Source organism: Leifsonia xyli, assembly GCA_001647635.1.
GTDB classification, from domain to species: domain Bacteria; phylum Actinomycetota; class Actinomycetes; order Actinomycetales; family Microbacteriaceae; genus Leifsonia; species Leifsonia xyli_A.
In genome coordinates this window covers 3,183,301-3,196,766 of sequence record CP014761.1, presented here as the reverse complement: position 1 = coordinate 3,196,766, position 13,466 = coordinate 3,183,301, and the positions used below count along the sequence as shown (strand labels likewise).

The following is a 13,466-nucleotide window of genomic DNA, read 5'->3' as shown; positions in this document are numbered from 1 at the left end:
ACTTACCGCGAGGTGGCCTCTTCAGTCGGTCACGCCGACGTGGCGGACGATCTGCCAGCCCTGCGGCGCGGACAAGCGCTCGGCGTGGATGGCGCACAGGTCGTACGAGTGCGGCTCGTGCGAGAGGCTCAGCGGTCCGATGACGGCCATGGAGTCGGCGTAAACGTACGTGAGCGTCTGCACGGCGTCGCGCGGGCACGCGACTCGGGAACAGGGACGGCTCAACATCGGGGACAGGATAGCGGTTCGCGGCGGACGTAGGATGGCGACATGCCCCGCAACCGCCGCACCAGCAGTCAGACCCCGGCGACCAGCCGCTGGCGGAGCAGGCACGGCCGCGGCGCGCGCGGCCCGGTGACCGGTCCGCACCTGCCCATGCTGCAGAACCGGATCGACTTCTTCGACATGACCGTCGCGTCCACCGCCGACTACCTCAAGGGGATCTGGCCGGAGGAGCTCGCCGACGTGCACTTCGAGGTCGCGGCGACCCCGATCGGCAATTCGGGAGCAGACGGCGTCGACCGCTGGCGGGTGGATGCGTCCCGCCGCCGCATCGTGCTGTACCGCGTCCCGATCCAGCGTCTCACCAAGCTGCACCGCGACGACGACCTGCACCGCCGCATGTACATCGAGGGATGCGTCTTCCGTGCGGTCGCCGAGCTGCTCGGCAAGGACCCGTGGGACCTGGCGCCCGACCGCTACCGCCACTTCTGACGACGGCGTCCCGCGGCGTCAGTTCGGGTAGACCGTGATGGGCGCTGCGAGCGGTCCGGGCGGCGCCAGCACGAAGCTGCTCGCGCGTCCGTCGGCCGAGAGGCTGACGCTTCCGGTGAGACCCTCCGCGCCGGTCACCGTGTAGGTGCCCGGGGCGACCTTCACCTGGGCGCCACCCTCGGCCGGGACGGTGAGCGTGGTCGGCGCGCCGCCTCCGCGCACGCCCTTGACGGTGACCGTGGCGTCCTTGTCGCCCGCGTTGGCGAAGTGCAGGGTCGCGGCAGCGCCGGAGGGCACGGAGGCGACCAGGTCCTTCTGCAGCGGACGTGCCGACGAGAACCAGCTGAAGTCGCGGGTCTTCGAGCCGATCACGGTCGTGCGCACGGCGGCGACCACGGGGACGTCGGAGTTGACGGTGACGGTGTAGCTGCCGTCCTTGAGGTTCTCCAGCGGGACCTCGGCGACCGTGCCGGCCTTGACCGTGGTGGCGTACGAGTTGCCCGCCGCCGTGCCCGCCTCGCCGACCGCTCCGACGGTGACCTTGGCGTCGGCGTCACCCGGAACGAGGAGCCGGACGACGGGGAAGTCGACGCTCACGCCCTCGGCGGACTGTGCGCTCTGGACGGCGTCCATCGACGCGATGGTGACGCCCGGGATGATCTGCTGTCGGCCGGGCAGACCGGTCGCGCCGGCCAGTTCGGCTCCGCGCGGCTGGATGCCCTGCTCGTAGCTCTGCTGGAGGGAGGCGACGACCTCGCCGCCGCTCGTCGTGACCCGCACCACCGGCGCGGCGGCGGAGGGAGCGAGACCGGCGAGCGGGACCACCTTCTGCGACCCGGCGGGCACCAGGATGCCTGTCGCACCGGGGGCGCTCACGGCGCCGGACTCGGTGTAGATCGTCAGGTCGACGGTCGCATCCACTGCGCTCGCGTTCGACAGGAGCACGAGGCTGGTCTGGCCGAGGGACGTCGACCCGGCGACGAGCCAGGTGTCGGCGCTGGGCTCGGCGCACGCCGCGGCGGCGAGCCCCGTCAGGTCCTCGGTCGACGCCGTCTGAGTCTGCGCGGCGGCGAAGAGCGGTGGTGCGGTGGCGCCCTGCGGCGTCCGAAGCGAGACGAGCTGCGGCGCCTGATCGGAGGAGTCGCTGTCGGCGTCGGGCTTGAGGCCGCTGATCTCGGCGTCCTGGCTGCTGACGGCGTACTCCGGCGTCCCGACGGCGCTGGGCCGGGTGGCTGCGCCGGCGTCGGCGGCCAGCTCGAGCAGCGGGCCCGGGCAGACGCGCTGCTGGTCCGCGGCGACCGGGGTCACGGTCTTCGCGGGAACGCCGATGGCGACGTCCTGAAGTGGGAGAAGGGTGGTGCCTGCGATGACGACGACGGCGACGGCGACGCCGACGAGGCCTCCGGCGGTGCGCATGCCGATGCGGGCGATCCCCCTGCGGTCAGCCACGGTCGCCTCCCTCGAAACGGACGCGGGGTCGGATGATGGTCTCCTCCAGGCCCTCCTCGAGCGTGGTCGGGGCGGGTGGGGTGGTCACGCGCTCCTCCTGGCGGTCGCGGGGGCTGTCGAGATCCGGATCGGGTTCGTAGACGGGCTCGGGATCCGGCTCGGGCTCGGGCTCCGGCTCGGGAGCCGCGGCCGGCGCGGGCACGTCCTCCTCCTCCGCCGACTCCACGACGGCCTCGCCCTCCGGCTCCGCCTCGTACTCGTCGAGGGTCTCGGCGGCGACGCCGTCCGAGGCCGCCTCCGGCCGGTGCGGCTCGTCGTCGGGCTCGACCGCGCGCTCCTTCTCGGTGCGGCGCGGCCGGCGGGCGGACAGCTCCGACACCCGGTCGGCCGACCGCGTGGTCGGGATGGCGAGCAGGAGCGTGACGCCGATGACCAGGCCCTGAACGACCAGGATGAGGATGCGCCACCATCCGCCGGCGTCCGCCGGGATCTTCGCGGCCGCGGGCACGTCGGCGGTTCCGCGGTCGAACGCCCACAGCCGCCCGGTGCCGGTTGACCCGACCGGCGCGAGCAGCGGGTTGGCATCCATCGCCACCGCCGCGCGACTGCGGGTCGCGTCGGCCGTCGTCGTGTCCTCCGAGCCGAGGGCCGTCGCCGACGGCGTCAGCAGGACGAAGTCGATGCCGAGCCGCTTGAGCTCGCCCGACGCGTCGTAACCGCTGCGCGACGAGAGGTTGCCGGCGAGCGTCGCCAGGCTCTGCTGCGCGGGCGAGAGGCTGCGCTCGGTGTCCGCGAGGGTCGACTGGTCGTCGAGGGTCTGCCCGGTGCCGCGGACCACGTCGGCGCGGATGCCGCCGTCGGGCTGCGGGACGATCCGCAGCGTCCCAGTGCGCGGCGCGGTGGCCGCCTTCGCCGTGACCACCGCAGGCAGTGTGCGTCCGTCGCTCTCGGCGACCTGAGCGTGGCCGCTGAGGGTCGCGATCCCGATCGGTACGGAGGCGACCGCGAGCGTCACGATCGCCACCCAGGCCGGGTAGGCGGCCGCGCGCCCGAGGGCGGAGAGGGCGAGCACCGCGGCCCCGACAAGTCCGAGCCAGTACAGGCTGAGCGCGCTGCCCGGCCAGATCGGCACCGCCGTTCCGCCGGCGACGGCCAGCTGGAGATGCAGCGCGGCGACGGCGGTCAGGAAGCCGGCGAGGGCCACGATCAGGGCGATGATGGCGCGCACCGTGCCGCGGAGGAACAGCGCGAGGATCGCCAGGATGCCGAGCGGCGCCAGCAGGATCGGCACCAGGATGTTCGCCGATGCCGTCGACACGTGGAGGGCCTGCGCGAGCGCGTGCCAGCCTCCGAGCGTCCCGTCGGGGAAGCCCAGGGCGAGCTGCCAGGCGGGAGTCTGCTTCGCATCCAGCGGGACGCCCGGATCCGCCAGGACGGACAGCCACGCGCCGCGGGAGATCTGCTGCCAGGCCAGCGGCGCGAACAGCACGACCGCGGGCAGCGGGATGAGCACGATGCGGGCGGCGCGCCGTCCGGCGAACGCGATGGCGGCGATCCAGGCGACCGCGAGGGCCGGGATGAGGATGGGCGCGCACGCGACGGTCGCGGCGGCGAGCAGCGCGGTGGTCGCGCTGGCGGCCCACGACCGTCGTGCGGCGAGCCCGGCGAAGAACAGCCACGGCAGCAGGATGTGCGCGAGCACCGCGGCTGGTCGGCCGCCCTGCAGGGCCACGAGGAGCGTGGGGGCGAGGGCGTACGCGAGGGCGCCGACCGTGCGGAGGACGCCGCGGTTCGTCAGGCGCGCGGCGGCCAGCCACGCCCCGAGAGCCGCGAGCGGCAGGGCGAGGATCCAGAGCAGGACGAGCGCCAGAGACGGCTGCCAGAAGGTGAGCGTGCCGAGGACGGCCAGCACCGCCGAGAACGGATCGGCGGCGCCGGTGAAGCCGAGGCTCACGTCGCGCCAGCCGTAGCCGAGATTCGCCCAGAGCTGGCCGACCGAGGTGTCGAGGGGCAGCAGTCCCCCGCCGCTCAGGGCGCCGGAGCCGATGAGCGGGAAGAACAGGGCGAGGCCGACGACGAGGGCGGTGAGCACCGCCCATCCCCCGCCGGTGCCGAAGAAGTCGAGGTCCTGTCGTTCGCCCTGCAGCCGCACGGTCGCCGCTTCGCGTTTGAGCGCGCGGGCGCGGCGAACCTCGGCGAACGGGATGCGCAGGGGCGCGACGGCGGCCCAGCCGACCTCCCGCGCGGAGGCGAGCCGGCGTCGGGCGTTCCCGACCGCCACGCCCGAGAACGCGACCCGGAAGGCGGCTCCCAGCTCTCCCCCGATGGATCCCGGCTCCTTGCGCAGGAGCCGCAGGAGGCCGCGCAGGATGCCGAGCGGAACGAGGGTCAGCCAGTGCAGCGGCACCGTCCATCCCGGCGCGTAGACCATGCGGCGGTGCAGCTGGGCGCGACGGCGCTCCCCCGCGAGCCGGCGGCGCACCGTCCACTTCGGGCTGAGGTTCGGGCCGGCGAGTCCGTCGCCGGCGAGGGCGACCCGGGCGGACGCGACGAGGGTCACGCGGAAGCCCGCGAGGCGGGCGCGGGTGCAGAAGTCGAGCCCGTCGTCGATGGTCGGGAGCGCGGGGTCGAAGCCGTCGAGCCGCTCCCAGAGCGCCTGACGTACCAGCATCCCGGCGCTGGAGACGGCGAGCACGTCGCTGAGGCCGTCGTGCTGCGCCTGGTCGAGCTCGTTCTCGACCAGCGGCACCGAGGCGCCGAACGGCGTCATCGCCTCGCCGAACTCCCGGATGAACGCGGGGTCGTCCCAGTCGACGAGCTTGGGCCCGACGATCGCGACGGAGGGCGACACCTCCAGGGCGGCGAGCAGCGACTCGAGCGCCTGCGGTTCCGGGGCGGTGTCCTGGGCGAGCAGCCACAGCAGCTGCTCGGCTCCGCCGGCGGGAGGGAGGACGCGGACGGCCGCGGCGACGGAGGCGCCGAAGGGCAGCTTCTCGGGGAGGGAGATCAGCTGGGTGGGCTGGGCGTCGGACAGCAGCCGGGCGGCGTCGTCGGTGGAGGCGCAGTCGACGGCGATCACGGCGTCCGGTCGTCGGGTCTGCTCCGCGAGGGCGTCGAGAGTGCGCTGCAGGTGGGGGCCGCCGCTCTGGGCGACGACGATGGCGGTGACTCTCGGATACATCGGGAGTCAGCCTAGGTCGGGGTCGCGCCGATCGCGTCTTTGCGCCGGGCGCGGCGTGCCATTGCGGTCAGAAGTGCGCGGTCAGCCGGCGCGCTTGCGCAGCTTGCGGCGCTCGCGCTCGGAGAGCCCGCCCCAGATCCCGAACCGCTCGTCGTTGGCGAGCGCGTACTCGAGGCACTGGGCGCGCACCTCGCACGAGGTGCAGATGCGCTTGGCGTCGCGCGTCGAGCCGCCCTTCTCCGGGAAGAAGGCCTCGGGGTCGGTCTGAGCGCAGAGCGCGTCGGACTGCCAGGACAGCGGGTTGTCGTCGTCGACGTCTGCTGACCGGACTCCGGGGACTCCGAGCGTGATCGGGTCGACGAACCAGTCGTCGGGAACACCCGCACGATATTCGGGAACTGGCATATCGGTCTCCCCACCCATGAACTGCTGAAACACGAGATTCCCGTGTGCCCTAATTACACCGTTGTCATTCGCTCACGTCAAGTCGCGAATCGTAAAGCCTTGACCGCTGGTCGAGAGTTCGCGACGCGCCGGAGAACGACAACAATCGCGACACGCCCGAACCGGAACCGCTCGGCCGAAGGGGTGTCAGGACGCCGCCTGGCGCGCTTCCCAGGCGCTGCGCACCATCTCGTCGAGGGTGTGACGCATCTTCCAGTCGAGATCGCGCGCGGCGAGCTCTCCTGAGGCCACGATCCTCGCCGGGTCCCCCGGCCGTCGAGGCCCCACTTCTGGGGTGAAGGCGATTCCGGTCACCTCGGCCACCGTGTCCATGATCTGGCGGACGCTGACCCCCTCGCCGCTGCCCAGATTGTAGACGGGCTCGATCGGCTGGTGCGCATCCAGCCGCTTGGCCGCCGCGACGTGCGACACCGCCAGGTCGGCGACGTGGATGTAGTCGCGGACGCACGTGCCGTCCGGCGTCGGATAGTCGGTGCCGTTGATGCGCGGAGTGCGCCCCTCGGCGAGCGCGTCGAAGACGAGCGGGAAGAGATTGTGCGGGCTGGTGTCGCGCAGGCTCACATCCCCGGAGCCGACGACGTTGAAGTAGCGGAGGGAGGTGTGGCGCAGCGCCGCGGCGACGCCCTGGTCCCGGAGCAGCCACTCCCCGATCAGCTTGGACTCGCCGTACGGCGACTCCGGGCTCTTGGGGGTGGCCTCGGTGACGATGTCCACATCCGGCGTCCCGTACACCGCGGCGGACGACGAGAACACGATGGCGTCGACCCCGGCATCCTGCATCGCGGCCAGCAGGACGGCGGTGGCGGTGACGTTCTGCTCGTAGGTGTGCAGAGGACGCTGGACGGAGACGCCCGCGTACTTGAAGCCGGCGACGTGCACGACGCCGCTGACGGGGTTCTCGGCGAAGATCCGCGACAGCAGCTCGCCGTCCAGGAGGGTGCCCCGGTAGAACGGGACGCCCGCGGGCACGAACTCCTCGCGCCCGCTCGACAGGTCGTCGACCACGACCACGTCGATGCCCTCCTGGCGGAACGCACGCACCACGTGCGCCCCGATGTAGCCTGCTCCTCCGGTCACCAACCACGCCACGGGCGAACCTCCTGTGTTCGACGGAGCTTCAACCCTACCGGGCGGGTCGGGCGCTCAGACGAACGCGGCCTGACCCGTCACCGCGCGGCCGACGATGAGCGTGTTCATCTCGCGCGTGCCCTCGTAGGAGTAGAGCGCCTCCGCGTCGGCGAAGAAGCGGGCGACGTCGTAGTCGAGCACGATGCCGTTGCCGCCGAGGGCCTCGCGGCACCAGGCGACCGTCTCGCGCATCTTGGAGGTCGCGAACGCTTTAGCGAGCGCCGAGTGCTCGTCGCGCTGCTCGCCGGCGTCCAGCATCTCGGAGACGCGGGTGCACAGGCCGATGGATGCGGTGATGTTGCCGACGGACTTCACCAGGAGGTCCTGGATGAGCTGGTGCGACGCGATCGGCTTCCCGAACTGGACCCGCTCCTTCGTGTAGCGCAGCGCGGCCTCGTAGGCGCCCACCGCGACGCCGACGGCCGCCCAGGCGACCTCGGCGCGGGTCAGGCGCAGCACCGCGGCGGTGTCCTTGAAGCTGTTGGCGTTCTGCAGCCGCAGCGACTCGGGGACGCGCACGTTCTCGAGCGTGATGTCGGCGTTCTGCACGATGCGCAGCGACTGCTTGCCCTCGATCTTGGTGGCCGTGAAGCCCGGCGTGGAGTTGGGCACGATGAAGCCCTTGACCTGGCCGTCCTCGGCGCTCTTGGCCCAGATCACGGTGATGTCGCTGAAGGTCGCGTTGCCGATCCAGCGCTTGGAGCCGTTCAGGATCCAGTCGTCTCCGTCGCGCGTCGCCACCGTCTTGAGGCCCTGGGCCGAGTCGGAGCCGGAGGTCGGCTCGGTCAGGCCGAAGGCGCCCAGCACCTCGCCGCTCGCCAGCTTCGGCAGCCACTCGGCCTTCTGCTCGTCCGAGCCGCAGACGCCGATGGCGCCGAGGGCCAGGCCGTTCTGCACGCCGACGTAGGTGCTCACCGAGGCGTCGATGCGTGCGAGCTCCAGCGCGACCCAGCCGCGGAACACCGCGGAGTTCTCGAACGGCGCCGTCTCCGGGAAGCCCAGGCCGATCGCGCCGTTGCGGTGCAGGACGTCGATGATCTGATGCGGGAACTCCGCCTTCTCCCAGAACTCGTTGACGATCGGCTTGACCTCGGTCTCGAGCTGCGCGCGGAGGGTCGCGATGAACTCCTTCTCGCGGTCGGTCAGCTGGTTCTCGAAGCCGTAGAAGTCGCCGGCGATGGTCTCGAAGGGCATGTCTGCTCCATTGCGTCCACAGGGATGGTCGGGCGGTCGTCAGCCTACGGACGGGAGGCCGGGCGGACAAAGCGATTGGTAGTTTGGTCCAACGCGACGAAAGGGATGAGGACGCATGTTTGTGCGCATCGGCAACACTCCGCGCGACTACGCGTGGGGCTCCACCACGGCGATCGCCGGCCTGCTCGGAACCGAGCCCAGCGGCGGCCCGGAGGCGGAGCTGTGGCTGGGCGCGCATCCCGGTTCCCCGGCCCGCGTGCTCGACCCGGCCGCGGCGGACGGCGCGGCGGACCTGGCCGCGTGGGAGCGGACCAGCGACCTCCCCTACCTGCTCAAGGTGCTCGCCGCGGACGGCCCGCTGTCGCTGCAGGCGCATCCGTCGCCCGAGCAGGCGCGCGCCGGCTTCGAGCGCGAGAACGCCGCCGGGCTCGCCCCGGACTCGGCGGACCGGAACTACAAGGACCCGTTCCACAAGCCGGAGCTGATCTTCGCGCTCAGCGACCCGTTCGAGGCGCTCTGCGGCTTCCGCGACCCGGCCGAGAGCCGCGCAGCGCTCGAGCGCCTCGCGGCCGCGGCGACCGGCGGCGCGGTGATCTCGGGCTTCGCGAGAACGCTCGACGGCGAGCCGGGAGCCGTGCTGCGGCGTGCCACCGAGTGGCTGCTCGGCGGAGACACCGACGTCGACCTGCTCGTCGCAGAGGTCGTCGCGGCCGTCCGCGCACTGCCCGACGACCGGGACGCCGACACCGTCCGGATGCTCGATGCGGCGTTTCCGGGCGACCCCGGGATCGTGCTCGCCCTGCTGCTCAACCGGGCGACTCTCCGGCCCGGCGAGGTGCTCTACCTGCCGGCGGGGAACATCCACGCCTACCTGAAGGGCCTCGGCATCGAGCTCATGGCGGCCTCCGACAACGTGCTGCGCGGCGGCCTCACCCGCAAGCGGATCGATGTGCCGGAGCTCGTCTCGGTGCTCGACTTCTCCCCGATCCGCGCGACCCCGCTGGCGCCGGAGCACCCGTCGTCCGGCGTCGAGGTGTTCCGGCCGGACGTGCCCGACTTCCAGCTCGCCCGCGTGGTGCTCGACGGCGAGGTCGCGGACGCCCGTCTCGACCTGCCGGGCACGGCGATCGCGCTCTGCACCGAGGGAACGGTCACGCTCACGGGCGCCTCCGGCAGCACGACCCTCCGCCGCGGCGAGTCCACCGTGATCACGGCGGACGAAGGCGCGGTCTCGGTCGCGCACGGCCCGGGTACCGTGTTCGTCGCCACCCCCAACCGGTGAGCTATCCTTCGGGGGTGACGAGCCCGACCCCCGCGCTAGGCGCCCGCATCCGCGCCGCCCGGGCGGTCACGGGGACGGCCGAGTCGATCTTCGCGGCCGTGCTGCTCTTCACGCTGTTCGCCGGAGAGTTCTGGCGCGACCTGATCAGCTGGCCCGGGTACTTCGTGCTGGCCGCGGCGCTCGCGGTCGGCAGTGCGGTCTTCGTGGTTCGGTCGCGGCCGGCGTTCCGGTGGCGCACCACGCCGAAGACGCTGCTGGTGTTCCTCGCGCTGGCCGTGCTCTCCATCGCGTGGTCGGCGTATCCCGGCGCGAGTGCGCTCGGTGTGCTCGCCCAGCTCCTCACGACCATCGGCGGGCTGTTCCTCGGCCTGCGGCTCTCGACCGCCGGGCTGCTGAACGCGCTGGGCAACGCGTTCCGCTGGATCCTCGGCCTCTCGCTCCTGTTCGAGTTCGTCGTCGCGGTGTTCGTCCGGCAGCCGGTGCTCCCGCTCACGCCGGTCCAGGCCGTGCCGTCGGGCAAGCTGCCGTCGGCGTTCTACTGGAGCCGCGACCTGCTGTTCCACGGCGGTCCGATCCAGGGGATCGTCGGCAACAGCAACCTGCTGGCGATGATCGCGCTGCTCGCCATCGTCGTGTTCGCCATCGAACGCGCCGACCGGACGCTGCGCCGCGGATCGGCGACGACCTGGCTGGTCGTGGCGGTGCTGACGCTCGCGCTGACCCGCTCCGCGACCGTGATCGCCGCCGCTCTCGCGACGGCCGTGGTCCTGGGCTTCGCACTGTGGACCCGACGCGTCGGACCCGAGCGACGCACCCCGGTCTACGTCGTCGCCATAGTGCTGGTCGCCGCCGTGATCGTGCTCGTGTCGGTGTTCGGTTCCCGACTGCCTGCGCTCTTCGGCAAGAGCGAGGACCTCACCGGCCGGATCGACATCTGGGACGCGGTCATCCACCTGGCGCAGCAGCGTCCCGTGTTCGGCTGGGGCTGGGTGAGCTACTGGGCGCCGTGGGTGAAGCCCTTCGACGGCCTGGCCACACGGAACGGCGTCGAGTACCTCCAAGCGCACAACGCGTGGCTCGACGTGTGGCTGCAGCTCGGGATCGTCGGCCTCGTCGTGTTCATCCTCCTGGTGCTCACGACGTTCGGTCGCAGCTGGTTCCTCGCCGTCGACCGCCCGCGCTGGACCGTCGCCGACGACAAGCCCTACACCGCGACGACGCTGCTCCCGCTGCTGCTGATGGCCGCGCTGATCGCGCAGAGCTTCGCCGAGAGCCGGATGCTGATCGAGGGCGGGTGGGCGCTGCTCGTCGCCATCGCCGTGTCCACGAAGCGGTCAGTCCCCGACGCCCGCTGAGCCGGGACCCGTAGTCTGTGAGCATGGCAACGCCCCGACGGACCCTGGTGCCGCCCGCGGTGACCGAGTTCCTGGGCTCCGCCCGCTTCACCTCGACGCTCGCCCTGCTCGCGGTGATCACCGGGTTCTCGACGCACGCCATCCGGGCGCTGATCGGCTGGCCCGGGTTGATCGGAGCGCTGGCGGTCCTCGTCGTCCTGGCCGCGGTGTCGTTCGCGGCCCAGTGGCGGCTGATCGAGTGGCACGGGCTGCTGCCGATCTCGGCGCTCCTGTTCGTCGGCTGGTGCGCGCTGTCCATCCTGTGGAGCCAGTACCAGTGGGCGACGTCCGCCGCGGTGATCTACCAGCTGATCTTCGCGTTCCTCGCCGTGTACATCGCGCTGGTGCGGGACGCCATCCAGATCGTCCGGGTGGTGGGCGACGCGCTGCGGTTCCTGCTGTCGCTGTCCCTCGCCCTCGAGGTGCTGAGCGGGCTGCTGATCGATGCGCCGCTGAAGTTCCTCGCGATCCAGGGCAACATCGCCGCGGGCGGCCCGATCCAGGGACTGTTCGGCACCCGCAACCAGCTGAGCATCGTCGCGTTGATCGCCTTCGTGACGTTCCTCGTCGAGCTGCGGACCCGATCCGTCCGGCCCCTGATCGCCGCGTACTCGATCACCTTGGCGGCGCTGTGCATCCTGCTCGCCCACTCCCCCGTCATCGCCGCCGTCTCGGTCGTCGTGGGGCTGGCGACCCTGGCGCTGTTCCTCATCCGAAAGGCGCCCGCCTCGCAGCGGGTGTACTTCCAGTGGGGACTCGCGCTCCTCACGGTCGCCGTCCTGGTCGTGGCGTACATCTACCGGACGCGCGTGATCGACCTGCTCAACGCCCGCGCGGACTTCCAGGTGCGCTACCAGCTGTGGATCCAGATCTGGCAGCTCATCCCGGTGCAGCAGATCGTCGGCTGGGGCTGGGTGGGTTCCTGGCCGACCGACCTCTACCCGTTCACCGCCATCCAGGCGAACACCGGGGTCTACCACGCGAACGGGCTCAACGCGTATCTCGACGTCTACCTGCAGGTAGGCATCATCGGCCTCCTGCTCTTCGTCGCCCTCATCGCGCTCGCCTTCGGCCGGTCGTGGCTGCTCGCCTCCAACCGCCGCAGCACGGTCTACGCGTGGGCGCCGCTGGTGCTGGTCGCGCTGCTGGTGACGAGCGTCTTCGAGAGCTCGATCCTGGTGGAGTCGGGATGGATGCTGCTCGTCATCTGCACGGTCAAGGCCTCGCAGGGGATGAGCTGGCGGCTGCGTCTGCCGCACCGCGACGCGAGCTGACGGACCCGCGCGAGAGCCTCATCCCCACCAGGTGCACCACCAGGCCGACCGCGGGCCCCGCTGCGAGGGCGAGCGCCGCGCGACCGGCCAGCGGCAGCGGCACGAAGAGCAGCGCCAGGGTGACGACGGAGGCGGCCACCCACCCGGCGGCGTACAGGCCGTGGAGGTTCCTGGCCAGCACAGCGGACCCGCTCACGAACAGCGCACCGATGAGCCCGGAGGAGGCGATCAGCGCGACCAGGACGCCGGCGGACAGGTCGAACTGCGACCCGAAGACGAGGTGCATGACCGGCTCGCCCCACAGCCAGGCCGCGCCGCAGAGCACCAGGATGACGGCGGCGATCCCGGCGAAGAGCAGCCCGATCGTCCGCGCGGTCTGCTCGGGGTGGTGCGAGAACCGGCTGACCAGGAAGCTCGACAGCGCGGTCAGCGGCACGAGGATCGGCGCGCGCGTCAGCGTGACCGCGAGCACCAGCGACCCGAGGTCGGAGTGGTTCTCCGGCCCCGCGAAGAACGAGAGCACCAGCGGGAACCCGTTGATCAGCACGGCGGTCGCCGACGCGGCCAGCATGGTGCGCCCGGTGTTCGCCACCAGGGAGCGCACGCCGAGCGCGACGCGCGCGTTCTGCACCAGCGCCCGCGGGGCGGTGAGGAAGACGATCGCCAGCGAGAGCGGGAACGGGAGGATCACCGCGACGGCGAGCGGCACGATGTCGTGCGTCACGCTGAGCACCGCCACCACGCCGATCACACGCAGGATGCCGTCCAGCGCCACGATCGTCGCCAGCTGCCGCCACATCCCGGCTCCCGCCATGACGCCCGACGCTGCGGCGACCAGGCAGTTCAGGCCGGCGCCGACGGCCACGAACCAGGCGAGGCCGGCGTTCGCCGCGCCGAGGCTGGGGACGGCCCACACCAGGCTGGTCAGCAGCACCGCCACCGCGACGACGACCGCCGCGACCGCGGCGAAGGCCCAGAGCGACGTCCGGCGCCCGGCGCCCGGCGCGGCGGACTCGGCCGCCTGCTGCGTCTCGCGCACGGTCTGGGCGGTCGCGCGCGTCGACTCCTGCTGGAGCCCGAACAGGATGCCCACGACGAGGAACAGGGCCGACCAGAACACCGAGAACACGCCGTACCCCGCCGCACCGACCTCGGTGTACACCCGCCAGGTCACCACATAGCCGGCGATCCCCGAGATCGCCGTCGCCGCGAGGATCAGGACGACCGACGACCGAGCCGACCGCGGTGCCGTTGCCTCCTCGAAGTCCGGAATGGGCTCGTTGAGCGGTTCGAAGGCGGTGATGGGTCTCTCCCCGGAAGCGCGTGAAAGGATGGTCGGCGGCCGCGATCGCGGCACGCCAACACTACGACGAAAGTCTGGACGC

At 72.0% G+C, this 13,466-nt stretch carries 11 protein-coding genes; 4 read left to right on the top strand and 7 right to left on the bottom strand.

Translation table 11 applies throughout. The annotated features are described in order from the left end of the window. Positions 1 to 21: 21 nt before the first annotated feature. A complete protein-coding gene (locus A0130_15625; GenBank protein ID ANF32901.1) occupies positions 22 to 228 on the bottom strand; it encodes an alcohol dehydrogenase in 207 nt (68 codons plus the stop codon). A gap of 42 nt (positions 229 to 270) precedes the next feature. Between A0130_15625 and A0130_15620 the strand changes: the two genes are divergently transcribed. Continuing rightward, positions 271 to 714 carry a hypothetical protein gene (locus A0130_15620; protein ANF32900.1) on the top strand — a complete coding sequence of 148 codons (444 nt, stop codon included), beginning with the start codon at positions 271 to 273 and terminating at the stop codon, positions 712 to 714. Positions 715 to 732: 18 nt separating this feature from the next. Here A0130_15620 and A0130_15615 read toward each other — a convergent pair whose 3' ends face one another. The 5 genes from A0130_15615 to A0130_15595 form a co-directional block, all read right to left on the bottom strand. Beyond that, positions 733 to 2,163 (bottom strand): hypothetical protein, encoded by a 1,431-nt coding sequence (locus tag A0130_15615; protein ID ANF32899.1) that lies wholly within the window; start codon positions 2,161 to 2,163, stop codon positions 733 to 735. After that, complete coding sequence (locus A0130_15610; protein ANF32898.1) at positions 2,156 to 5,344, bottom strand: hypothetical protein; 3,189 nt, start codon at positions 5,342 to 5,344, stop codon at positions 2,156 to 2,158. Before A0130_15610 ends, A0130_15615 begins: the two co-directional genes overlap by 8 nt. An 81-nt stretch (positions 5,345 to 5,425) precedes the next feature. Beyond that, the gene (locus A0130_15605; protein ID ANF33488.1) at positions 5,426 to 5,695 is read right to left on the bottom strand and encodes a transcription factor WhiB; all 270 of its coding nucleotides are present in this window, start codon (positions 5,693 to 5,695) and stop codon (positions 5,426 to 5,428) included. A 240-nt stretch (positions 5,696 to 5,935) separates the two neighbouring features. Then, on the bottom strand, positions 5,936 to 6,898 hold the full coding sequence (locus A0130_15600; protein ANF32897.1) for a UDP-glucose 4-epimerase GalE: 963 nt from the start codon (positions 6,896 to 6,898) through the stop codon (positions 5,936 to 5,938). A gap of 54 nt (positions 6,899 to 6,952) precedes the next feature. Beyond that, positions 6,953 to 8,131, bottom strand: coding sequence for an acyl-CoA dehydrogenase (locus A0130_15595; GenBank protein ANF32896.1), 1,179 nt, complete (start codon positions 8,129 to 8,131; stop codon positions 6,953 to 6,955). A 115-nt stretch (positions 8,132 to 8,246) separates the two neighbouring features. On the opposite strand from A0130_15595, the gene A0130_15590 reads away from it, so the two are divergent. The 3 genes from A0130_15590 to A0130_15580 are packed head-to-tail and all read left to right on the top strand — an operon-like array spanning position 8,247 to position 12,081. After that, positions 8,247 to 9,413 carry a mannose-6-phosphate isomerase gene (locus A0130_15590; GenBank protein ID ANF32895.1) on the top strand — a complete coding sequence of 389 codons (1,167 nt, stop codon included), beginning with the start codon at positions 8,247 to 8,249 and terminating at the stop codon, positions 9,411 to 9,413. 14 nt (positions 9,414 to 9,427) lie between these two features. Continuing rightward, entirely contained in the window at positions 9,428 to 10,768 is a 1,341-nt protein-coding gene (locus A0130_15585; GenBank protein ANF32894.1) for an exopolysaccharide production protein, read from the top strand. A gap of 23 nt (positions 10,769 to 10,791) precedes the next feature. Next, positions 10,792 to 12,081, top strand: coding sequence for an exopolysaccharide production protein (locus A0130_15580; protein ANF32893.1), 1,290 nt, complete (start codon positions 10,792 to 10,794; stop codon positions 12,079 to 12,081). Here the strand turns inward: A0130_15580 and A0130_15575 are convergent. Beyond that, positions 12,023 to 13,258: a hypothetical protein gene (locus A0130_15575; protein ANF33487.1), complete on the bottom strand. Its 1,236-nt coding sequence runs from the start codon at positions 13,256 to 13,258 to the stop codon at positions 12,023 to 12,025. The two genes, A0130_15580 and A0130_15575, sit on opposite strands and share 59 nt — an antisense overlap. Between the last annotated feature and the right edge of the window lie 208 nt (positions 13,259 to 13,466).